This is a genomic window from Anaerobacillus sp. ABA4_114, assembly GCF_056159065.1.
The window spans coordinates 3,553,922-3,578,445 of record NZ_JBSWUM010000001.1; the positions used below are offsets into that span (position 1 = coordinate 3,553,922).

A 24,524-nucleotide genomic window follows, 5' to 3' on the forward strand; every position below is an offset into this window, starting at 1 on the left:
TTTAAAAATTTATACAATTTTCTTTAAATTTCTCTATAATAGTGTATGAGGTGATAAAAAATGGCGAGACTCATCCTAGATTTTGATAGTAAGAAGCCACTTTACAAACAAATTGTAGAATACTATCAGAATGCCATCCTGAATGGCTACTTGATACCAGGTACTCTTCTTCCTACTGAACGCGAACTTGCGATACAACTGGAGGTAAACCGGAGCACGATCACGACTGCTTACGCAGAATTAAGAGCGAATGGTTTAATCACTTCTAAGCAAGGTAGCGGTACGCGCGTAAGCGAAGAAGCTGAAGATCTTCTCCCCAATCACTCGATCACTTGGAACAAATTACGTAATCATCACTTAAACGAAGACAGCGTTGTTTTTAGACAAGTGTACCAATATATGAATGAACCCTCATTTATTAATTTGATGTCAGGCACTGCCGCCTCTGATCTTTGTTTAGCAAAAGAAACAAAGGAATTAATTCCTTTTACAATGAGAGAGAGCAATGGACGATCCGTGACTTCAAGTATTACAAGCTCTTTATGTCAATTCATCAAAAATGAAGCTAACCCGGAAAACATGGTTCTTACTTCGAGCATCGAGCAGTCCATACTCATCGCACTCAAATGTCTACTCACACCAGGCGACACTATTGCTGTCGAAGCCCCCGCTAAATTTTCACACATTAATATGTTATTGACTTCAGGTATAAAAGTGATATGGTTCTCAAATGACAACCCTTTGACAGAGCAGCTGTTACGAAAAGAAAAACTTAAACTCGTCATAACGAGCCCACTATACAATCAGAGTAACAAAGCATCGACGAGCAAAAAGCGAACGGATCTATTGCAGTTATGTGAAAGAGCGACTATTCCGATGGTGGAAATTATTGAAGCACCACTACTCATCCATTCTAAAATCAGTTCTATCCCTACTTATTATGAACTAGCTAGTGATCGTAAATTTGTCATACAGATTGGCCATTTCACTGGGATTGCTCCTGGGATTAGCATCGGATGGATCATAGGACCATCTAATGTGAAGCTACGTCTTCAAGAGGTTCAAATGCAGCTCGGTCTTATCCCCCCTCCTGTTCTATTGGAACTTGTCGATAATATTTTGAGTTCAGAAGTGATGATGTCCCATCTCGATGATGTTTTAAAAGAATTGAATGATCGAAGACACCACCTCCTATCGATAATCGAGCCGTTCTCAGAAAATATTACGATTGTGGAAAAAGGTGATCCTACTTCCTTGTGGATCGATATAAAAACCCAGGTGCCTGACAAAGAAATTGTTAAAGTATTTCTAGAAGAGCGTTTGCTGATTCTTCCGCATGCTGGAGCCAACGATACCGTACGAATCAAAGTACCCCTCTTCTATGTAGACCGAGAACCATTACTTGAAGGTGCCAGAAGATTGGTTGCTAGTATGAACAAAATTCTTAGGCGAGAGTTGGTACAAGCTTAAGCATTCTTTCACAATAAAAAAGTGTGTTGCTTTTACGCAACACACTTTTTGCTATTTCTTTTTCTTCTTCCTCTTGGAATCTTGCGGCTCGCCTAACTCGATACCAGTTCCCTGTCCTTCAGGCTGAGAAGAAGGAAGGCCTGTTGTAGATGGATTTGCTTTTCGCTTTGCCATACGACTCACCTCCACTCATAGCATGTCCGGAGGAGTGGTCTCTTATGAAAGAAGACTATGGAATTCTATGCCCTGTTCGTTCATAAAAACCTCGATTTGGAGTTTATGATGATGATCATGTTCAACAAGTCCTTTTATATAGCTCGTTAAACATAATGGATAATTATCGATATAAAAGGTATGTTCCCATTCTTCGAGCGTAAATTCATTTAACTTTGCTACAACGTTACGACGTTCTAGAATACATTCCTCAATCAAATCGTCCATTGACTTACCTGACTTCGCATACTTTGAGGCTTTTAAATTGACCGATTCAGCACTAACTGATGATTTTTTTAACCTCTCTTCTTTCTGAATATATGGGAGTCGCTCTTCTAACAGGTACGTGTCCCATACACGAAGGTGGGCTACAATTTCTGCAACCGACCACTTATTCGGCTTAATCGGCGTGAAAAATGTATCATCACTTAACGTCTTGACCGTTTGAATTAACCAGTCTGGTAAAGAAGCATATTGAGCTAAAACAGAACGTTCAACATCCATCATTTTGCTCCTCTCAGCATAAGATTACCTGCGGTGTTGCCTTGTACGATCTCCAGCTACTTTCTTCCATTTCTTTCGTTCTTCGATTTGAGCCCTCTTATCCGTTTGCCTTTCCAAATAAGCGAGTTCCCGCTCAAATTTCTTGTAATTGTCGAACCGCCTTTGCTCGAGACTTCCTTCTTCAATTGCAGAAAGTACTGCGCACTTTGGTTCCCCGGTATGTGTGCAATCTCTAAAGAAACAGTTTTCGGAAAGTGCTTCTATATCTTGAAAGCTGTTCGTCATGCTGCTCGCATCCCAAAGCTGGAGTTCTCTCATTCCGGGGGTGTCGATCAGTATTCCGCCTGTTTCAAGAACGATTAACTCCCTGCTGGTCGTCGTATGTCTCCCCTTTCCATCATCGTCTCTGATTCCCTGAACTAGCTGAATGTCACTACCATATAACTTATTGATTAATGTTGATTTTCCTGCTCCAGAAGATCCAAGTAATGCAACGGTTTTCCCGTCACTCACATATGGTTCTAGTGCTTCAAGCCCTTCACCGGTCGATGAACTAACAATGTGAACAGGCACTCCGATTGCAATTCCCTCAACAGAATCTGCTTTTGTGTCAGCATCATCACATAAATCAGATTTACTTAAAACAATGACTGGGTTAGCCCCACTTTCCCACGCCATGACAAGGTAGCGCTCGATTCTTGCTAAGTTAAAATCTTGATTTAGCGCATTTACAAGAAACACAGTATCGATATTAGCCGCTACGATTTGTTCGTCTGTTGTGTTCCCTGCAGCTTTTCTTGAGAATTTTGTCTTTCTTGGTATTAAATCGTGAATAATTGCTCTCTTTTCTTCAAGTAAAAGCGTCGCCATCACCCAATCTCCAACCGCAGGTAAATCATCTCGCTGAGCTGCTTCATAACGGTATTTTCCTGATAGGTCTGCCCGAAACACAGTATCCCCGTTTGAAACCTCATATGAGCCTCGATGCTCCTCGATCACTCTTACTGGTTCTCTTCCTTCAACACGTTTCTCATTAAGCATAGCTTCAAAATAATCGTTCCATCCTAAATTCGTTAACTTCATTAAAATCCTCCTGATTAATAAAAGTATTAAAAAAAAGCCGTTGTTAATCACGGCTTTTCACACATCCCTACACGTGTGGGATAAAAAAACCATGGACATGTACGCACACAGTCCATGGCCTTATTAATCAAAAGGATCTTCTGAATTATTTTGGCGATCGATTGGACTGTGCACAATATGAAATTACAATGCTCATTTTGTGATTTAACATAATACACAGCCCCTTTCCGTTAGTAATACACTCATTATATGTTACTTATAATTAATTGTAAATGTTTTCTGAAAGATTAGACCATTTCTACAACGACTGCGATTCCCTGACCCCCACCAATACAAAGTGAAGCTACACCATACTTACCATTTCTTCGTTTCAGCTCTTTCGTCATTGTATATAGCACTCTCGTCCCGCTTGCTCCAACAGGATGACCAAGGGCAATTGCCCCTCCGTTCACATTAACGATCGACCTGTCGAGCTCTAACTCCTTTTCCACAGCTAAATACTGTGCAGCAAACGCTTCATTCACTTCGACTAAGTCCATATCTTGCATGGTTAAGTTAGCATTTTTTAATGCCGTTTGAATAGCAGGTACTGGTCCAATCCCCATTATGGAAGGGTCTACTCCAGCGATGCCCCATGAAACGATGCGTGCTAGCGGGGATAAAGAATGAGAAGATACATATTCCTCTCCTGCTAATACGACCGCTGCTGCCCCATCATTAATTCCGCTCGCATTTCCACCAGTAACGGTCCCATCCTTTTTAAATGCTGGTTTTAACGTGCTTAGCTTTTCTGTTGTTGTACCTTCACGAATATGCTCATCCTCAGTAACGGTTGTACCCTTTTTCCCTTGAATTTCAACTGGTGCTATTTCTTCAGAGAATTTACCTTGTGCTCTTGCAAGTGAAGCTCTTTCTTGACTTTGTGCTGCGAATGCATCCTGGTCTTCTCGCGTTATCCCATACTTTTCAGCTAAGTTTTCACCAGTCACACCCATTCCAAAACCTGTGTATTCATCGGTTAACGTAGCCCATAACATGTCGTCCACTTTTGGTGCACCTAGTTTTGTGCCAAAACGGCTACCTCTTAAGACGTGAGGCGATAGACTCATGTTATCGGCACCACCGGCGAGAGCTGTTTCCCCTTCTCCCATCATGATCGACTGTGCCGCGGATATGACTGCTTGCAGTCCTGACCCGCATAATCTATTCACGGTTAAAGCAGGACTAGAGATTGGAACACCAGACTTTAATGCAATATGACGAGCAAGATAAGATGCATTGGAAGTTGAATGAATAACATTTCCAATGACAGATAAGTCAATCTCTTCTGCATTGATCTTACTTTTTTTCAGCGCCTCTTTACTAGCTGTTACGCCTAGATCTGTTGGCGACACGTCTTTTAGTGAACCACCGAATGTCCCGAATGGCGTTCGAGCTCCTTCTAAAATAAACACATCTTTCACACTATCTCCTCCATTCCTCATCTCTATTTTACAAAGGAAGGAAAACGTTTACAAATATTATTGAGCCGTATACCCTCCATCGATTACAGCAGCTTGGCCTGTGATTCCTTTCGCTTGGTCACTTGCCAGAAACATCGTATAATCCGCAATCTCTTGAACCGATAACAAGCGTTTTTGCGGAACTAGAGGATAAATGACATCTTCTAATACTCGCTCAAGTGGAACATTCCGGCTCTCTGCAAGGTCCTCTAGTTGACCACGAACTAATGGGGTATCGACATATCCTGGACACACAGCGTTAACGGTGATGCCGTGCTCAGCACCTTCGAGAGCAGCAACTTTCGTCAGGCCAATAACGCCATGCTTCGCACTGTTGTATGCTGACTTTCCTGAGAATCCAACTAACCCGTTGATCGACGACATATTGATGATGCGCCCTGTACCCTGTTTCTTCATGATAGGAAAAACGAGTTTAGTCGCAATAAAAGGTGCAACGAGCATCACTTTTGTAAGGAGTTCAAACTTTTCAGTTGGAAAGTCCTCCAAATTGGATACGTGCTGAAGCCCAGCATTATTGATCAGTACATCCACTCGATCAAATTGTTCTATCGTTTGGTCGAGCATCGCCTGAACTTCATCTTCCTTCGTTACATCGCATCGAATTCCAAGCGTTACAGCACCTTCTCCACGAATTGCTTCTGCAGCTTCCTTTACCTTCTCCTCATTCAGATCACTTAGAACAACGTTTGCTCCGTGATCAGAAAACACTTTTGCTAATTCTTTACCGATGCCACTTGCTGCTCCTGTGATCACGACTACCTTGTCTTTTACAAACAACTGACTTCCTCCTTTGAACCCTTATATTCCTAATCCAAGACTAAATAAAATGATGGCAATCGCTAAGCCGATCAACGGAACGATTACAGTCAATGCTCCAACTGCACCGTATGCATCCTGGTGTGATTCTCCACATATCGCTCTGATCGTTGTAACCACATAACCATTGTGTGGAAGAGAATCGAGTGCACCAGAAGAAATCGCGATCGTACGGTGAAGTGCTTCAGGATTGACACCAGCGTCAATATAATGCGGCGCAAGGATCGGTAATGCAATGACTTGTCCACCAGAAGCTGATCCTGTTAATCCCGCGATAACACTTACCGCAATAGCTCCTCCAATCAAAGGACTACCTGGGATACCAGTCATAAAACCAACAGCCGTTTCAAAAGCTGGAACTGCCTTTGCTACTCCTCCAAAGCCAACAACTGCAGCCGTATTACCAATCGCGATCAAAGCACCGAGGGTACCATCTGAAACAGCTCGGCCGAAGTTCGCAAAATATTTTCTGTTCAACAAATATGTAGCGATGATTCCACCTAGCAGCGCGATGATCAAAGCTGACTGCTTCAAACTATCGTGGAAGATAAACGAGATGATCAATACGATTACAAGAGGAACTAACCCCATGAGTGGATGTGGTAGCGGACGGTCTTCAACCTCAGGATCTTCATCTCTTGCAACGAACTTTTCGCCGTTAGCAACAGCTTTCGAGATCATGCGCTTTAACCACCAGTACCCAAACCCTGCCATAAACAATGCTACGATTAAACTGACTTCCCAGCCTGCATATGGACTTGTATCTAAATATTCGATTGGAATCCAGTTTTGAATCTCAGGTGAACCAGCAGATGTCATCGTGAATGTTACCGATCCAAAAGCAAGAGCTGCAGGAATGAATCGACGAGGCAAATCTGCTTGTTTAAATAAACTTACTGCCATCGGATAAACGGAAAACGCTACAACGAACAAGCTTACGCCTCCGTACGTTAAGATCGCACACGCTAGCACGATCGCGAGTACTGCCTGTTTGATCCCAAGCTTTGCTACGACCCATTTTGATACACTGTCAGCTGCTCCACTGTCTTCCATCACCTTCCCAAAGATCGCTCCTAGTAGGAACATCGGGAACCAAGATGATACGAATCCTGCGAATCCTCCCATATAGTTGCCAACGAAATTCGCAGCACCCTCCTCAACGAGTTGAGGAAACAATGGGAGAGCACTCATGATTGCTACAAACAATGCACATAGAGGCGCTACTACTAACAGGTTCATTCCTTTCATCGTAAGGTAGATGAGTAGCAAAAGCCCCCCAATCAATCCAATCATACTTAACATTCTTGTTCCTCCTTCTTAAAATGCGTCATACGCAATATCTGACGCCACTACAAGATCTGTTCCGGTTGAATTCTTAATATCATCTAACGTATAACCTTTTGCTATTTCCTTTAACACGAGCCCCTCTTCAGTTACATCGATTACAGCTCGTTCAGTGATAATTCGATCGACGACACCTTTGCCTGTTAAAGGCAGTGAACATGATTCAACGATTTTCGGTGCGCCATCTCTGTTCACGTGTTCCATAATGACCGCGATTTTCTTTGCACCATGTACAAGATCCATCGCGCCGCCCATACCTTTAATCATTTTGCCTGGAATCATCCAGTTCGCTAAATCACCAGTCTTGGAAACTTCCATTCCTCCTAGAATCGCTAAATCGATGTGGCCGCCGCGAATCATTCCGAATGATTCAGCACTATCAAAAAACGAAGCACCTGTTATCGCTGTAACCGTTTCTTTACCAGCATTGATCAAATCAGGATCGACTTCTCCTTCTTTAGGATAAGCGCCGATACCGAGCAGCCCATTCTCTGATTGAAGAACAACCTCTTTATTATCTGAAATGTGATTGGCAACTAGCGTAGGCATGCCGATACCTAGATTGACATAGAAACCGCTTTCAATTTCTTGTTCAGCTCTTCTAGCGATACGTTCTCTTACATTCGTCTTTGTTGTACTCATTTCATCACCCCTTGCTCTTCACGTACAGTGCGACGCTCTATACGTTTTTCTTGCTCTGCCTCTAACAATGCTTGAACATAAATACCTGGCGTATGGATTTGATCCGGATCAAGTTCGCCTGTCGGTACGATTTGTTCTACTTCTGCAAACGTAACCTTTCCTGCAGCTGCGATCATAGGGTTAAAGTTCCTTGCTGTTTTGTTGAACACAAGGTTCCCCATCTCATCTGCTATACTCGCTCGTACAAGGCTGTAATCCGCATGCAGAGCATGTTCAAGGACATATTCCTTATCATCGAATATCCTTGTTTCTTTCCCTCTTGCTACTTCAGTTCCTACTCCAGCCGGTGTATAAAACGCTGGGATCCCTGCACCTCCAGCTCGAATCCGTTCAGCTAGCGTCCCCTGTGGAATCAGTTCTACCTCAAGCTCCCCAGAGAGAACTTGACGTTCGAACTCCTTGTTTTCTCCTACATAGGAACCGATCATTTTCTTAATCTGCTTTTTCTTTAACAAGAGACCAAGTCCCCACTCGTCTACACCACAATTATTTGAGATTACCGTAAGATCTTTAACACCAGATTCCACTAAACCAAGAATCATCTGTTCTGGTATCCCTACGAGACCAAATCCTCCTACCATAATCGTGGAACCGTCTTTAATATCCTTTATTGCTTCATAGCCACTGCCATACTGTTTCTTCATGACTCCAACTCCTTTCCCATTCACATAAACCGTTGCAAGTATCGTGCCAACTTTTATTTTTCGAAAAATACTGACAGCTCTTACTTTAAAGCATTCGATCCAATTATACGTTTCCGCTTTTTCGGAATTTTAGAGCATACGCATTGAGAAAAATGCATCAAACCCCATCTATATCTGTCAAAATAGAAAAATTCCGCAAAACCGGAATTATTTCCGGTTCTGCGGAATCGCTTAAAGATCGTATTTTTTTATCTTGTCATATAAGCTCGTTTTCCCTATTCCTAGAATTTTTGCTGCTTCGATCTTATTATCGGAACATTTCACAAGCGTCTTTCGAATCGCTTCCCTCTCTGCTTCTTCTAGTACATCCTTTAATTTTCGACCAGCTGACACGATCGTTTTTTCTTCTGTTAAATAATCTGGTAGAGCATCCACATCGAGCGTTTCATTTCTTGTTAAGTGAACAGCTGCTTCAAGAGCATTCTCAAGTTCCCGAGCGTTACCGGGCCAGTTATGTTGAAGAAGAAACCTCATCGCTTCTTCCTCTATCCCAAGTACTCGCTTCCCAGTTTTTATCGAGATCTTCTTTACGAACAATTCTGCAAGAGGCGTTACATCCTTAAGTCGATCTCGTAAAGGAGGAATAAATAGCTGGATAACATTGATTCGATAAAACAGATCTTCTCGAAACCTGCGTTCTTCTACCATCGCTTCGAGGGGGCGATTCGTCGCTGCGATTATTCTTACATCCACTTTCTTTGAGCGGAGACTACCAACTCGCTCCACTTCTCGATCTTGAAGAACCCTTAATAATTTCACCTGCATATTTACAGGCATATCACCGATCTCATCAAGGAAGATCGTTCCGTTATTCGCAAGTTCAAACTTGCCTGGCTTCCCGCCTTTTTTCGCTCCAGTAAATGCCCCTTCTTCATAACCGAAAAGCTCTGATTCAAGAAGCTGATCTGGAATCGCTCCACAGTTCACTTTAACAAAAGGGCGATTGCTTCGTTCGCTTAGCTGGTGGATACTGTGAGCGAAGAGTTCTTTACCAGTTCCACTTTCCCCGCGTATGAGCACAGACACGTTTCCACTCGCAATTTGCTTAACTTTGTCCTTTAAGCTTTGTATGGAGTCAGAAACGCCTGCAATATCTGAAAGAGAATAGCTTGCACCATTTTCTTTCGCAGTACCACTTCGATAATATTCAAGTTCTGAAAGCAGTCCCTTCACATGCGTGTTCATCTGTTTCCATTGCTCCGTATCACGAAAGATCACCGTTCCCACAGCTCCGATGAGTTCATCATGATGATAGATCGGGACTCTATTGGCAATCATGTAGTTTCCACGGATGTATTGGAGATCAGCAAGTTCGAGCTCGCCTGTTCTTGCTACGATATGCATTCGGGTATTCTCGATAACATCAGTAACATGCCTTCCAATGACTTCTTCACTTTTCACTTCTAAAAATTCGCAGTACGTTTTATTCATATAATCGATTAAGCCATTCGTATTTACCACAACGATCCATTCGTAAGCGTTATCAATAATCTTCTCTAAGATGTTGCACTTGATCGTAAGCTCACCAGGGTTCAATTTAGCCACTCCTCTTTCCTATCATTCTCTTATTGTACCATCACTCTTCCTCTTAAAATCAATAAGACTCTTGTGACTAGCACAAGAGTCTTACCTTTACTTACGTCTATTTTTCGCATCGAGCAATCTGGACATCCGATCACTGTTTGACGATTCTTGTTTTTTAATAGGCTGCTCTTGCCTTTTCTTCTCATTCTTTGTAACGACTTCCTTTGGTGGATCAACTTTAGAAAAAGTTTTCTTCGTAGAGCTAGTTTTTGACGCTGTTTTTAACCGTTCAAATTTGCTCGTGCTTACTTGTGTTTGAGGGCGTTCCTTTTTCAAATGCTTGTTCTTCAAGTTGACTTTTATGAGACCAAAACGACGAATGGCAACATCTGCAATGAATAATAGAAGTGCGAGTAACAGCAGATAATTCCAAATAGGCTGTCGATCGTAGCCAACAGGTGTATTTCGTTCAAACACATTATCATTATCAGAGAGCACGCGTCCATTTCCTGCCTCAGCAATCACTTCAAGCTTCTTTTGGTCGAGATTCACTGGACGGTACTCCTCCTTGTATGGAAGGGCGAATCCTGTTTGATAAGCGTCGGTTACTTCGCCATTTTCTTGCTGTTGAATCTGAGCAAAGTAAACACCTGTTTCTCCTTTAAAGGTTAATTCATATTCTCCAGGTGCAGTAATGTTAAATTGTGATGGTACTTCATTACCTCCTGAATCTACTATTTTTCCACTTACTTCTCCTTTAACGTCATCATAAGATGTAATTGAAACAGTTGCCTGATCCCCTTGTTTAGCGGTCTTCAATTCAAAAGCACTACCTTCATACTGTGGAAGGGTGGATGTCACCATATTGTTCCAGAAAGCGGACCACTGCTTCCAAGATGGCCAATTACCAGACCATTCACCGCTAAGATCACTCGTCCAGGCAATCGTCTTACCAAGACCGTATTGCCACCTTGCAAGGACTGGATCTTCCTTCTCACTCTGAAGAAGAACAGATGCCCTCCCTTTTGGTGTCGTAGCAATGTAAGCATTCATTCTTGGTACCCCACCTTCAAGGAAAGACTGTAATTCATTTCCCGTCAAAACCGGGAAGAAAGGGTTGTCTTCGATATACGTCCTTGTCGTTAACGCTGTTTCTCTTGCTAATATACTAGGAATCGTCGATGGATCTTCAACGTCATAAAAACGTCCTTCTCCGTAGCCAGCGATTTCTTCGAGAAGCGCTTTATCCGCATCAGTTCCGATCGCAACAGTCGAAAGTGAAATATCGCTATTTTCCGAGGCGTTTATCATCGTTTCATAATCAGGCCGGTTGCTTGCCTGTCCATCAGTAAGTAAGATGATGTGCTTTCGTTTTAATTCGAGAGGAGACAATGTTTCATAAGCAAGTGAGAGTGACGTAAAGATTTCGGTCCCTCCACCGGAGGTAAGGCTCGATACTGTTTCGATCACACTCTTCTTATCCTCGATCGGCTTCGTTTTAATGATTTCCCACGGACGATCGTCGAAAGCGATAAACCCAAACGTATCCCTCTCTCTTAGCAGTTCCACAGAACGAGCAGCTGCTTCTTTTGCAAGATCGAGCTTGTACCCTGACATACTTCCTGAACGATCCAGTACCATGACCATGCCCAGCGATGGAATTTCTTTTTTACCCTTCACATCCATATCAACAGGAAGAATTTTTTCAATCGGCGTTTGAAAATACCCACCTAACCCGAAACTATTCTTCCCACCTGTCATGATGAATCCTGTCCCAAAGTCTCTTACAGCCGACTCGATCATCGTCATCTGTGCTTCACTTACCTGCGTTCCGGACACATTCGCAAAGATGATAGATTGGTATTCCGCTAGACCGGTCAGAGTAGTCGGAAGAAATTCAGGCGTAATTTGCTTTACAGATAGATCAGTAGAAGCTAACGCTGCTACCGCATTATCTCCTTCGCCTTCTTCGCCTTCGACCACTAAGATTTTAGGCGTGCCTTTCACGACTGAAATTCCGTATGCTTCATTATTTTCAGGAATCGTGTCATCTGGTGCAGTCAATTCAGCTTTGTACTCCTTGAAACCCGCTTCTGAGATCTCATCGTTAAACGTAAACCGATTGATGCCAGCTTCGAGCTCAACTTCCTTATCTATGATTTGTTCGTTTCCTCCATAAATTCTTACGTTGCCTATCATCTTTTCGTTACTTTCAACATTAAGCTCAAGAGTTGCCGTCTCTCCTGTATACACCTTATCTGGAACACGAAATGACGTAATCGCAGCATCTTTTCGTGATTCAGGCTCAAACGCTTTTACGTCTACAGTGATGCCTTGCCTCGCTAATTCTTCTGCACGTGCTACTGCATCATGCACCGTTTCGTTTCCATCCGTTAACAGAACGACCCTCGATCGATGGTTCGTGTTTAGTAGACTTCCACCAACACTAAGACCACTTGAGAGATCAGTAGCACTGCCATCGGTTTCAGCAAGAAATTCAATCTTCTGCTTCTCATAACGGCTTAAATTCCGTTCAACATTCACATCTGATCCAACGGTTACGACACCAAACTCATCATCAGATCGACTGTTTTCAAGTGAACTCTGAATATAGTCCATCATCTCTTCACTTTGGTTCTTTTGACTATCAGACCTGTCCGCGACAAAAATGGTTGAAACCTCTGTAACAGGCGTTACGATTTGCATGCCAGCGAGCGCAAAGATCAAGCAAACAAATTGTAGTGATCTAACGGAAAGTAAAACCCATTCTTCAGTAGTAGATCGCATTTGTTTCCAGTAAAGAAATAACGATAGTCCGACGAGAAAGAAGGTGAACAGCCATAGAGGTTGATCAAAATGCATGCCCACGTCGATACACCTCCCATTCGATCAATAAAATGAGAAGCCCTAAACCAGCGAGCACATACCACCATTCAATCTTACCCGACTCTGTAACTGCTGTCGTTTCTTCTCCTAATGAGAAAGACTCGCTACTGATTGGTGACCTTTCATTCGAAGGCAGAGTTACAATGAAGTGCTTCTCTTGAAAGCCATCTGTTCGTTCTTCAACGATGGTATACAAGTCAGGTTGATAAGGAGCGGCTTGGCTCCACTCGTCCGTACTTAAATCTCCCAAGTGACTTCCTTTACTATCTTCTAATACAGCACCTTTCGTTGTTGATGAATACGGTAAATCGATTGTTTGACCAGGGGAATAAGAACCAAGGAAATGTTGATCTTCACTCACATATTGAATCGCATTTTGTATAAAGATTGGAAAACTCGGATGCAATGGCCAATCAGAATCTTCGATATCGAATGAAGCAAACATCATCGGTCTTCCCTCAAGCTTTCCGCTGAGTAACACAGGAGTATCACCGCTAGTTACGATTGGTTCGAGTGGAATTGAAGTCGGATATGCAGCGTTCAGGTAAACATCTTCCATACTCACATATTCCAATACAGCCTGGTCTTTACTCATGAGCGTCTTTTCAAGTTCAATTTTCTCTTTCACTTCATAGCCATTGAAATCCTGAATCATAGGAGAAAAGAGTAAGATCCCTCCTGTTTCCGGCCAATCTTCACGTGCTACCCCGTCCAACACGTAAATAGCATCCTCACGCTCAGGATATGAAAAAGAATCGCCTTCTATAGATAACGTGACCGGATCATACCCGAGCAGCGTGATGGCTCGTTTTATAAAAGGAGAGACATCACCAGCTAGATAGACTTGAGGCGCAGCCTCTACCTCTGAAAAGGTATAGAGGGTATTGTCGACCTTGTAATCATCTTCGTTCTTAATCTGCGCTTTAAAATGGGTACCCTCCGGTAATCCATCGAACTGAAACGTGAATGACTCTCCTGAATTCACCTTTTCATTTTTTGTTTCGATCAATGCTTCATCTTCAGAATAAACCGATACGCTGACAGTTGACGCTTCAGGCATTTCATTCTTCACTGTAGCCGTTGCTTGATTGTTCTTCACCCCAAAGGTTCGTAATGATAGATTTTTCACTTCTCCACCAATGTTATTAACCACAACCTGGTGTTGAACATCGCTAACCTCATTCTTTTTCACGTCATCTGAGAATACGTATACACTCCCCTGTTGATTCGCTATGTACGATGAAGCAAGGCTAATCGCTTCTTGTATATTTTCTTCTTCATAAGTCACCGAAAGCTCTTCGACAATCTTTTTCATTTTTCGTTTGTCCGTTTCTTTTGCAAATATCATTGTAGGTACTGCCCCTGAAGTGACCATCGTTAAGCTCTGATCATCTCCAAGGGTGTCTATTAAATCGAGTACTTCTTTCTTTGCTTGATCAAACTTCGTCTCCCCTTCACCTGCAGACATTGTAGCTGACGTATCGAGTACGACTGCCCCGGTTTCACCTGATAGGCGATCTGTCGTAACGAAAGGCCTCGCGAGTGCAAAAACGATGAGTATGATAAACAAGAGCTGCAAATAAAACAATAGGTTTTGCTGAAGCTTTTTCCACCATTTAGAGGCCTGCCACTCTTCAATCACTTGATTCCACAGAAAAGTAGATGGCACTCGTGTTTTATCAAATTGCTTTCGAAATAAGTAAAATACAATGATTACAGCTAATAAGCTTAATAGCCATAAAAAAGAGGGTACCAATAACCCCATGTCATCACCTCACAAAATCCAGCCTTTCCTACGGAAATCACGAAACACTACGTTGTCGATCGTCTCAGAAGTTGAACATGTCACAAAACTAATCCCACGCTCTGAACAAAACTGAGCGAGATCATGCTGATGAGACTCGAATCTTTTTTGATAGGAGCGAAGGACATTCTTACTCATCGAGACGTTTGTTTCTGTAGAACTTTCACTATCGATCAGTTTCAAGTCCCCTTTATAACTAGGGTTTACTTCTTCCTCTGACAGCACTTGCACCAATCGCACCTGTTGTTTTTGTGCTTGAAGTCGCTTCAGAGTAAATTGAATCTCTTCTAATGGCTCCATGAGATCGCTGATCACGATGGAAATCCCAGTCTTTTTCGGAAGTTTACGAACAACGTCTTTCATAAAAGACTGCGTTGCTCTTTCCTCCATGTGATTAAGAGACGTAACATAGTTTAGAAGTTTCGTGCTATACGCGCGTCCCTTACGAAATGGAAAAGAGGGTATCTTGTCACCGACCGGATGAAGACATACTCGGTCATCTCCGCATAAACCCATATATCCGAATGCTACCGCGAGAGCTTGAGCATACTCTCTTTTTCCTTTGTCCAACATAACGGAAGAGGTAGAATCTAAATAAATGGAAATCAACAGCTCTTGTTCATCCATAAACCTCTTAATATAGTGACGCTTTGTTCGGGCATAAGCATTCCAATCGATTTGTCGCAGGTCGTCCCCTGGTGAATAAAGGCGATAATCGGAAAATTCGAGAGACGTTCCTAGCTTCGTAGATTTTCTTTCCCCTCGATGAGAACCTTTTGCGACAATTGCAGTTTGAATTCTATGTTTAGGTAATCGTTGAAGGAACTGTGGAGATAATAGCGTCATCTTTCTTCTAATCCCTTAATTACTTCCATAAGAAGATCATCCGTCACAACGCCTGATGCTTCACCCTCAAAATTCAGGAAGACTCGATGCCTAAGGACCGGTATAGCGACTTGTTTTATATCACCGATCGACACATTAGCCCTCCCTGCTAAAAGCGCCCTTGTTTTTGCAACCTTAATGATTCCTTGAAGGCCACGTGGTCCTGAACCGTATCGTACATATTGTTGAACAGCCTCAGGTGCTCCTTCTTGATCTGGATGTGTATTCAAAACAAGTGAGACTGCAAAATCCATGATGCTATCAGCCACAAGAACGTCGTTCGTGAGGTTTTGAACATCTACTATAAACTGACCGTCTACAACCTTTTCGAGTTTTACATCATTCCCACCCGTTGTTCGCACCGCAATCTCTTTCAACTCATTTCGCGAAGGATACTCTACGTCGATCTTTACTAAGAACCGATCCATCTGTGCTTCTGGTAGTGGGTACGTTCCTTCAAGTTCGATTGGGTTTTGTGTAGCTAAGACAAAAAATGGACGCGGAAGTCTTTTCATTTCTCCCATTACGGTTACTGTTTTTTCCTGCATCGCTTCTAGTAATGAGCTCTGAGTCTTCGGTGTGGCACGGTTAATTTCATCAGCTAACACGATATTTGAGAAGATGGGCCCTTTATGAAACGAGAAAGATTGTCCTCCCTTTTCATCAGGTTGAATCATCATCGTACCCGTAATATCCCCAGGCATTAAGTCAGGCGTATACTGAATCCTAGAAAAATCCAAATCCATAATATCTGAAAGCGTTCTTACGAGCATCGTCTTTCCTAAACCTGGCAAGCCTTCAAGCAACGCATGCCCTCCAGAAAAGATCGTCCAAAGAACCTGCTCGATCGTCTTTTCTTGCCCTACAATAAACTTGCCAAGCTCTGTTCGAATCTCTTCTACTTTCTCTCTAGTGTATGATAATTTATTTTCCTGTTCTTTCAATTCGACCACTGTTATTCTCCTTCCGGGTTCATCTCACTGTAGTATTGTTTCACGAGAGATTCTAAATGTGTTGGGAGCTGCATCCGATCTACGCTTTGCCGGTATCCTTCTTCATAATCACCGTACACTTCTTGGTAAGACCTGACTGAACCAGGAAGGACCGGCGCTTCTTTGGCTTCTTCCATCTCACTGCTACCTTCTCCAAGTTCACCGCTATCTTGTTCGATCGTTCCTTCTCCACCAATTCGATCAGGAACGGTCAATAGCTCTCGATCACCTTGACCTGTTCCACCTGATGAACCGCCTGTACCAGAGCTCGAACCGCTTCCAGTTCCATTTCCGCTTCCATTTCCATTTCCAGTTCCTCTTCCTTTGCCTCCACTGCCCGAAGTGCCTGCTCCATCGGCTGATTCAGAATTCCCACTGGCAGCCCCCGTGCTTTTGCCGCTAGAACTTCCTTGGCTACTAGATTGTGAGTTAGAGTTGGCAAAAGAAAGCGATTGTACGCCTCCCATACCCGAAGCTTGCATCGATGAATTTAGAGACTTCGCCCCGCTTTGCAAGCTGTTTTGTAATGCCTGAATATCCCCCAACTGGTTGGCACTCGCAACAGCTTCACTCAATGATTTTTCAAGGCTTTCTAATAACTCACGTATCTCTTCATCAGACAACTCGCCGGAATTGGATGAACCGTTCATCTGTTCTTCTAACGTCTTCAGCGTGTTTTTTTGCTCCTGTGAAAGCTCTTCTTGTTTTAACGCATCCATCGCTTCCTTTAATTGATCTTGATCAAGGTTTTTTAGAGCCTCTGACATGCCTTTTAGCCCCTCACTCTTTTCGGAAAGGGTCATGAGCTGCTTTTTCGCTCTTTCAGCTTCTTTTTTCAATTCGTTTAACTCTTTTTCTTTTGTTAACAGAGTTTGCAACAGTTCCTCAGCTGAATTCGCTTCTTCAAGTTGTTTTGATAACTCCTTTTGCTCTTCCTGTAGTGGAGAATCTTTTTCCTTTGCTAGATCCTCCAACTCTTTTTTTGTTTTCTCTACCAATTCATTTTCTTTCTCGATGAGGAACCCTTGCTCCATCGTGTTGTTAGGAAAAAGAACCAAGGCAGCAATCAAAAGACCTGTACCTACCAAAGAGCTGATTCGCTTTTTGCTTGTTAAAAGTTTCATATTATGAACTTCTGTCATCGTACGACGCATTCTCTGAACAGTGTCGTTACGCTGAATACGAATCATCTCATTCGAATCATCTTGCAAGAACGTCAAAGCGGTCTCAACGCGATCTTCACCAACGAACCGGTCAAAAAACTTTGCAGCCTCCGTTAAACGAGGCTTCTTCACCAACGCTATAATCAATGTAGCTAAGAAAACGAGTCCAGCACTTATTGCTGAAATATAAAGTAGATACGGAATTGCGATGATCCGACCAGCTACAAGGATAAGAATGGCTATTCCAAAAGCTACTAATAATCCGTTGATCGCTCTCATCGTTACATACTGAACCTGTAGCTTTCGCTTAAGGACGGTTAGATAGGAGAGAAACGACTCTTTTTCTGTCATGCTTTTCTCCTCTTGCTTACCCTCATATTCGGCCGCAACTTCGAAATGCTGATCCATAATGACAAGGTGATCAAGAAGACACAGGTGAATAAGTAACTGATCCAAAGAGGAATCGAAATGCCACTTTGTTTCATCAATTCCTTCTGCATACTAGGTTCAAAGATGGTCATGAGCACAGCAGCAGGGTTCCCCATCAACATAAGGTATGGAATAGGATTTTGTGTTTGGGTCGGACCACCCATCGAAATGAACTGAATCGATAGAACCGCAACAAAAGCCGTAAATGCCGTTAAAAATAATGCGACGCCGTATGTCGTGATCATCGAAACGATCGTTTTTCGAATCAAAGTAGAAAACATCACGCCCAAACTACCGATCGTCAGAATTGTAATCATGTAAAGTCCAAAGGTAGCAAGAATGGTCCCTGGGGCTACCCCTCCAAATAGAAATGTGATGCTGTAGAGCGGGAGAGATGCCACGATGATCAAAAGTAGAAAAGATAAAGAAGACAACAGCTTCCCTATAATGATGCTTCCTGAAGATTGTTTTGTCGTAAGAAGCATATTTAGCGTTTGTCGCTCACGTTCCCCACTGATCACACCGGCTGTGAGTCCAGGCGTCATAAACAAAATTAATCCTAGCTGCACCATCGACAGCACCATGAACATAACGCGACTTTCTTCCGGACGGAAATACCCCATCCTCGCGTTCATCGTCGTTAAAAAGATGAACCCGATTCCAATGCTGCCTAGAACGATTAAATAAATGAGTATCCCTAGATAGCTCTTAAAAGACCTGAGCCTCAATTTAAATTCTTTATTCAGGACTGGATTTAAAAGTAACGCCTTCACCTTATTCCACTCCTTTCGTAATTTCCATAAAGATATCCTCAAGATCCGTTTTTTCCTCAGTAAAGCTAAGGATCGGTAGGCTTTGTTGTAATGCCTCTTTCAGTAATTGGATTTGATCTTCGTCCGTTCCATTAAACCCAAACTGAAGTTCAGTATCAGCTGTTTTTCGAACATCAACTGCAAGCGGCTGATCTTCGAAGAACTGTACAGCACGTTCAAACTCATTCTGAACAGTTACGATTAACACTTTGTTTGCTTTTAACTGCTGTTGAATCGCAGCGACTGAACCTGTTGCGACGAGCTGTCCATTTTCGATGACGCCAAGCGCATCACACATTTCAGAAAGCTCTGGGAGGATATGTGAAGAAATCAAAATCGTTTTCCCCATGGCTTTTAGTTCTTTTAAAATATCGCGCATTTCTACTCGTGCACGTGGGTCAAGACCTGAAGCAGGCTCGTCTAGAATTAATATTTCAGGATCATGGATAAGGCAACGAGCAAGACAGAGACGCTGCTTCATCCCTCTAGAAAGCGAATCAACGTACGTGTCTTTCTTCGAAGATAAGTTCACCAGTTCCAGTAGCTGAGGGATCAAAACTTCCCGCTCTTTCGGAGCGATACCGTAACTCGCACCATAAAAGTCGAGATACTCACCTGCTTTTAAAGAATCATATACACCGAAGAAGTCAGGCATATACCCGATGTATTCTCTAATCTTCGACGGGTTTTGCGTCACGTCGATCCCATCGATATATGCTGTCCCACTCGTCGGCGCAAGAAGTGTAGCTAGGATTGAAAATGTGGTAGACTTCCCTGCACCGTTCGGACCAACCACTCCGAATACGGTTCCTTTTTCTATAGTTAAATTCATTTGGTCGAGCGCTGTGAACGTTCCATAGCGCTTCGTAAGATTAACGATCTCAATCACTAGTAAACTCCCCCTTCACCGTTATACGAGGAACAAAGAATTGACCCTTCATACCGCTCGGTCTCTCTACTTGAAGAACGATTGCATTATCTATAACGTAATCCTTCACATTGTCTGTTATCTTCTCGCTTTGTTGCTCTAGAACCTTGCCGTCTTCTTTATTCATCAAACGTATTTCAGAATTCCCGTTGAGTTGGTCAAATTTTACCGTCAACTCTTCAAACGTTACATCTTTATTGTTGATCGATTCAGGAAGCTGATAACGAAATTCAAATTTCCCCTGCCCTATATCGATCCAATTCTCACCGTTCGCTAATGGTTCAATGTAAAATTCAGCGTCTCCTTCAAGCGTCTCGATCTCAGGAACAGTGTCACCTAGATCGATGGAAAACTCTCCAGCGTCTGAAGTTTCAACTTCGACCGGCTTTACGATCATGTTTAAACTATTTCTCTTCGGTGATTTATCATTGATCTTCCCATTAAGGATCGAGTCATCTATATATCCGACTATCACTGGGGATGTATTTCTAGAATTGAGCAAGCCATTCGATAAATAGAATTCTAGAATCGAAAACTCTTTCCAGTTTTTATTGCTTCCTTGTCCTCCATAAGCATTGTGCGCATTTGGAAACACATTTTGTGCAGCATAGGAAGATGGAGCAGTCATTAAGGTATTATCGACATCATCGACCGTAATCGCCGTTCTAGAGCTTGCTTTAACGTTTCCGAGCTCATACGTTTTTGTGCCACTGATGAGGTAGACATGGTTTAAATCGTACGTTAAGTTACTAGTGATCTCACCAGTCAACTGACCGTCTACCACTGCTAGATCAGCTTCGAGTTCACCTAGTTGGACTGATGGTACAGTAACTGTTGCAGATCGTGTCGACCAGTACTCTACATCCTGGAATGTGATCTTCTCTCCATCTGCCGTATTTTCTTTCATAGGAAACGTGCTGTAATCAATATCTTCATAGACGTGATCTGTTTTTGGTGAAAGAGATAAGGTTTCCCCCTCAAATGAAAGACTATAATCCCCGCTCCCATTTGTTAAAAGTGACGCACTTCCATAACCTGAAGCCATTCCGGATTCATTTAGCTCGAAAACCATCATTTCATTCACTTGTGTTCCTTGCAATCGATCTTTTGCTCCTACGAGATAGATACCAATGCTAGTAATCAAAGCGAGCGATGGAATAATCCACCAACCCCACTCACGTCGATCTTTTTTCTTCAAAATAACGTAGAGAACAGGTACAACTACAATAAGATAGATCGCAAACACCATAACCAACATTGAAATCGGGACGACAGACCCTGGGAACATCTCTGAGTCATATGTAAGCTGCTGAAGCATGTCATCCGTTGAGTTGTACCCTCCCCTGCTAATATCTACAGTGTTCTGGATCAGTTTATCCCACCATTTGCTATTTCCTTCCCAGTCAACGAGGGCTTTTGAGGATGGGTTGTATGTAAGCTGAATGACCTGTCCCATACCGATAGAATCACTAACAACGAGTGGTGTGTTACCTTCCTTAAATTCTACCTTTGCTGAATCTTTCAATTCACCAGTCATCACTTCAAAGTTTGATAGAGACAGTGACTCCTCGGAATTAAGAACCTTTAATTCGTTTAACTGCTCTGATCCTGTTGGAGTAAGCGGTAACAGGTCACTCAACGACCCAATACGCTCCGTCACACCAGAGGAACTCCCGATAACGAGGCTGCCCCCTCGTTCAACCCATTCTGCTATCTTCTCCTGTTGATCATCTGAAAATACCGCTGCGTTATACTCATTAATAACAATGAGGTCAAATACCTCGAGTGCTTCTGCTGAATTATAAACGGAGTCCATTTGTATGACTTCTGGAGAACTTCCATTTATCGTCGTCACCTTAATCGCATTGAACGCATCTTGATCATCACTAAGCACACCGACTACAAGGCGATCGAACGGTAAAAAAGAAGGCGTTAAATCGAGATCTCCTGAAAGCTCCACTTGCTTTCCGTCCTCAAAGCCTCCCTCATAAAAATAAATATGCTGCGTTTTCTTTGTAGGGCTTGCCGAATGCTGGACGTGCTCCCCAAACCCTGAAACAGTGAGCTGGTAGGTTTTTTCCTCACCTTCCCCTAGTTCTACTGGGACAACCTGGTTGTGACCAGAGGAATAGCCTTTGCTTGAAGCAATGACCAAATCACCCTTTACACTCTCCCCTTTGTTCTTAAGGGTGAGCTCGACAGGAAAGCCTTTTCCAATCTGTGCTTTTCCATCGATGCCTATGTTTGTTTCTACCTCTATCCCACCTGCTGCATCGGCATAATGAGGTACCGAGATCGCAACTATGAAAAATAGAATAATTGCTAATTGTTTATGTATGTTCCTCACTTTTTCTTCCCCCTTTTTCATCGTCTCTCCACTAATTGAACGATTGATCACGCAAAAAAGTTCCATCTTCTGATAAAGAAAATGGAACAATATCCCTTATCGAACAGAAATCGATAATCTTATCATATCTCTGCATACGATTCCGTTCTCAATTATTTCTTCTTCATAGCGTTCAAAATAGCCATGTTGAATGTCTATGATCCTAAATCCACACTTTTGGTATAGAGCTAGCTGACCTATACTAGAGTTTCCTGTCCCAATTTCAACAGTCTCCACTCCCATTTGTTTTGCTTTAGCTAACGCATCCTTTAACAATCTCTTACCTATCCCTTTTCCTCGATATGATTCTTCTACTGCTATATTCATGATTTCTACGGAAGATCCTTTATGTAACAAAACATAAGTTCCGATGATCTTCTCACTAATTCTCGCGGTGTAACAAACCCCATGCGTGAGATATCCTTTCACCTTCTCGATTGATGGATCTGCATCGAGGAGAAGATCGAACGGATAGTCTTCCAACTCTCTATCTATTTTCATGATCAACCTCCTTTACTTGTTAACGTAAACGTCGTATTGTTCTCTTCAAGCTGTTCAACATAGGGAAAGTGACTGATTTTCAAGTTTATTTCGCTAGCATTTTCAAAATACGTTCTTTCGATCAATATATTTTGAACTTCTTTTTCAGGGGTCGGATTTAGTGAGCTACCGATAGGCTCTAAGATGTTTCCATCTTGGTCGGATATTTCAATAAGCGGGCCTTGCCTATATTGATAAACCTCAGACTCAGAATCACCTGAGATGTTATATTTTAAATTTTGCATACCTTCCGTCACGTAATTAAACCAAGTATTGAATTGTTTGTCCTCAACACCTTCTAACCCAACCAATATCCCCATCAAATCTTCATGTGGCCCACCGTATGTATCATTAGTAGACAATCCTTCGAAAAAGATGTTCACGCCATTCTTAGATCCGATCTTTTTCTCGATAGATTGCGATTCTCCTTTGTCCATTCTCAACCCTTGAGTGATTATTTCTTTCGGAATTGTAAACGTCATGGGAGTGCCTTCATCCATGAATTCAAGCGCAGTCACTTCAATGCCTAGTTCATTCGGGAATTCTGTAAACCCTCTCATGTTCACTTCATACTGCTCTTTTCCTAAACTCCCGACACTCACTTGGTCTTCAAAAACTTCTCCATTCGGCTTCTTAACTCGTAACGTCATACCTTGTAATGGCCGCTCGGTATCCATGTTGAATAAGAGCTTTGTATTATGAATAAATAAAGTGAGCGCTTCCCATTCGATCGTTCTTCCATCGTTCAAATTTGTTCTCTGACTAAGCTCCATCCTTTCGAGCTCATCATTTGCATTTGTAGGCAGTGAGAGACCGATCTTCATTGACTCCATTGCCTTCTTATCTTCAAATGAACCGTGAATCATGTTTGGCTGATCGATAACAATTTGATCAATTTCTTCATGTCCAGTTATGTTTTGAAGCTTTTCAAAGTTCTCTTCAGACCCTGTCATTCGTATGTTTATGCCTCTATACAATCGATAATTATGTACATACCCTTTGGACAGCCAATTCGTCTCGAGTGTTGTGAGTTCAAAATTATAACGTTTCCCATTTGCCATTAGACCGACCTCTTCAAACATCAAATATGGCACGTCCAATTGCTTTTGATCCTCTCTGCGTAAATCGATACTATAAATAAGCTGTAGCTCACCTTGGTGTAACCATGCTTTTTCAACCTTCAAGGTGCGCTGAACCTCAATTAATAGTTTCTCATAATCTACATCTTTAAATAGTTGGTAGTTTGCAACTAGCTCTGATCCAGTTAATTGCCTCGTCAATTCAGCCATCAACATTTGTTCAGAGTCAACTTGCTCGAAATCATCACTAATCGCAAAAGTAGGCTCTTCACCATGGTTCCAATTCATATAGAGGAGAAAGCCAGTAAAAATTGCTAAGACAATCAAAAGCTTGGGTGCATTCTTCTTAAGAATGATCTTCACTCCTTTTTACAGTTATTCCAGATTTATCATACTATTCTTTCTATTGGCAGCAAAGGGCTACAAAAAAACCGTGTTCACGACACGGTTAAGATGGTTTGTATTTAGATGAAATTCCGATGCTGATCACAAGTGCTACGATTAAACTGATAAGATCTATTGGATTATACAACAGACCGAACGTTATGCTTCCTGTTATCTGCTGACCCTTGCTCCAGATCGGCAGCCATTCTGGTTGGAACGCTTTGTTCACAATAAAGCCGATGACCAAATTACATATAAAATAAAAACAAAATAAACTAATTGTGAAAATCACATATTTCTTCAAGTATCCCTACTCCTTCTAACGCGTCTTCTCCAACATTGTAACCTGTCTT

21 protein-coding genes are annotated in these 24,524 nt (G+C 42.3%); 1 reads left to right on the forward strand and 20 read right to left on the reverse strand.

The features are described 5' to 3' along the window. Positions 1-60 precede the first annotated feature (60 nt). A complete protein-coding gene (locus ACXAEY_RS18315) occupies positions 61-1,470 on the forward strand; it encodes an aminotransferase class I/II-fold pyridoxal phosphate-dependent enzyme (RefSeq protein WP_474814062.1) in 1,410 nt (469 codons plus the stop codon). A 51-nt stretch (positions 1,471-1,521) separates the two neighbouring features. Here ACXAEY_RS18315 and ACXAEY_RS18320 read toward each other — a convergent pair whose 3' ends face one another. The 20 genes from ACXAEY_RS18320 to ACXAEY_RS18415 form a co-directional block, all read right to left on the reverse strand. Beyond that, positions 1,522-1,644, reverse strand: a complete 123-nt coding sequence (locus ACXAEY_RS18320; RefSeq protein WP_270182575.1) for a YuzL family protein — start codon at positions 1,642-1,644, stop codon at positions 1,522-1,524. Positions 1,645-1,686: 42 nt separating this feature from the next. After that, positions 1,687-2,187 carry a DinB family protein gene (locus ACXAEY_RS18325; RefSeq protein WP_474814065.1) on the reverse strand — a complete coding sequence of 167 codons (501 nt, stop codon included), beginning with the start codon at positions 2,185-2,187 and terminating at the stop codon, positions 1,687-1,689. Positions 2,188-2,211: 24 nt separating this feature from the next. Continuing rightward, positions 2,212-3,270, reverse strand: coding sequence for a ribosome small subunit-dependent GTPase A (gene rsgA, locus ACXAEY_RS18330; protein WP_270182573.1), 1,059 nt, complete (start codon positions 3,268-3,270; stop codon positions 2,212-2,214). A gap of 287 nt (positions 3,271-3,557) precedes the next feature. After that, entirely contained in the window at positions 3,558-4,733 is a 1,176-nt protein-coding gene (locus tag ACXAEY_RS18335) for an acetyl-CoA C-acetyltransferase (RefSeq protein ID WP_474814067.1), read from the reverse strand. A gap of 57 nt (positions 4,734-4,790) precedes the next feature. Then, on the reverse strand, positions 4,791-5,570 hold the full coding sequence (locus ACXAEY_RS18340; RefSeq protein WP_474814069.1) for a 3-hydroxybutyrate dehydrogenase: 780 nt from the start codon (positions 5,568-5,570) through the stop codon (positions 4,791-4,793). A 21-nt stretch (positions 5,571-5,591) separates the two neighbouring features. Further along, positions 5,592-6,911, reverse strand: a complete 1,320-nt coding sequence (locus ACXAEY_RS18345) for a GntP family permease (RefSeq protein ID WP_474814071.1) — start codon at positions 6,909-6,911, stop codon at positions 5,592-5,594. 15 nt (positions 6,912-6,926) lie between these two features. Continuing rightward, positions 6,927-7,595, reverse strand: a complete 669-nt coding sequence (locus tag ACXAEY_RS18350) for a CoA transferase subunit B (protein WP_270182569.1) — start codon at positions 7,593-7,595, stop codon at positions 6,927-6,929. Then, positions 7,592-8,299 (reverse strand): CoA transferase subunit A, encoded by a 708-nt coding sequence (locus ACXAEY_RS18355; RefSeq protein WP_474814073.1) that lies wholly within the window; start codon positions 8,297-8,299, stop codon positions 7,592-7,594. The genes ACXAEY_RS18350 and ACXAEY_RS18355 overlap by 4 nt, the downstream gene beginning before the upstream one ends. A 231-nt stretch (positions 8,300-8,530) precedes the next feature. Next, complete coding sequence (locus tag ACXAEY_RS18360) at positions 8,531-9,895, reverse strand: sigma-54 interaction domain-containing protein (RefSeq protein WP_474814882.1); 1,365 nt, start codon at positions 9,893-9,895, stop codon at positions 8,531-8,533. 96 nt (positions 9,896-9,991) lie between these two features. After that, complete coding sequence (locus ACXAEY_RS18365) at positions 9,992-12,745, reverse strand: VWA domain-containing protein (protein ID WP_474814885.1); 2,754 nt, start codon at positions 12,743-12,745, stop codon at positions 9,992-9,994. Next, positions 12,735-14,534: a vWA domain-containing protein gene (locus ACXAEY_RS18370; protein ID WP_474814075.1), complete on the reverse strand. Its 1,800-nt coding sequence runs from the start codon at positions 14,532-14,534 to the stop codon at positions 12,735-12,737. The genes ACXAEY_RS18365 and ACXAEY_RS18370 overlap by 11 nt, the downstream gene beginning before the upstream one ends. Before the next feature lie 9 nt (positions 14,535-14,543). Beyond that, positions 14,544-15,419, reverse strand: a complete 876-nt coding sequence (locus tag ACXAEY_RS18375) for a DUF58 domain-containing protein (protein ID WP_474814077.1) — start codon at positions 15,417-15,419, stop codon at positions 14,544-14,546. Further along, on the reverse strand, positions 15,416-16,411 hold the full coding sequence (locus tag ACXAEY_RS18380) for an AAA family ATPase (protein ID WP_474814079.1): 996 nt from the start codon (positions 16,409-16,411) through the stop codon (positions 15,416-15,418). The genes ACXAEY_RS18375 and ACXAEY_RS18380 overlap by 4 nt, the downstream gene beginning before the upstream one ends. Before the next feature lie 2 nt (positions 16,412-16,413). Further along, on the reverse strand, positions 16,414-17,964 hold the full coding sequence (locus tag ACXAEY_RS18385; RefSeq protein ID WP_474814081.1) for a hypothetical protein: 1,551 nt from the start codon (positions 17,962-17,964) through the stop codon (positions 16,414-16,416). Further along, positions 17,961-18,815, reverse strand: coding sequence for an ABC transporter permease (locus ACXAEY_RS18390; RefSeq protein ID WP_474814082.1), 855 nt, complete (start codon positions 18,813-18,815; stop codon positions 17,961-17,963). Before ACXAEY_RS18390 ends, ACXAEY_RS18385 begins: the two co-directional genes overlap by 4 nt. 1 nt (position 18,816) lies before the next feature. After that, complete coding sequence (locus ACXAEY_RS18395) at positions 18,817-19,743, reverse strand: ABC transporter ATP-binding protein (RefSeq protein ID WP_474814084.1); 927 nt, start codon at positions 19,741-19,743, stop codon at positions 18,817-18,819. Then, positions 19,736-22,129 carry a DUF7408 domain-containing protein gene (locus tag ACXAEY_RS18400; RefSeq protein WP_474814085.1) on the reverse strand — a complete coding sequence of 798 codons (2,394 nt, stop codon included), beginning with the start codon at positions 22,127-22,129 and terminating at the stop codon, positions 19,736-19,738. Before ACXAEY_RS18400 ends, ACXAEY_RS18395 begins: the two co-directional genes overlap by 8 nt. Positions 22,130-22,225: 96 nt before the next feature. After that, complete coding sequence (locus tag ACXAEY_RS18405; RefSeq protein WP_474814087.1) at positions 22,226-22,669, reverse strand: GNAT family N-acetyltransferase; 444 nt, start codon at positions 22,667-22,669, stop codon at positions 22,226-22,228. 2 nt (positions 22,670-22,671) lie between these two features. Then, positions 22,672-24,114, reverse strand: coding sequence for a hypothetical protein (locus tag ACXAEY_RS18410; RefSeq protein WP_474814088.1), 1,443 nt, complete (start codon positions 24,112-24,114; stop codon positions 22,672-22,674). Positions 24,115-24,235: 121 nt separating this feature from the next. Beyond that, complete coding sequence (locus tag ACXAEY_RS18415) at positions 24,236-24,475, reverse strand: hypothetical protein (protein ID WP_270182557.1); 240 nt, start codon at positions 24,473-24,475, stop codon at positions 24,236-24,238. Positions 24,476-24,524 lie beyond the last annotated feature (49 nt).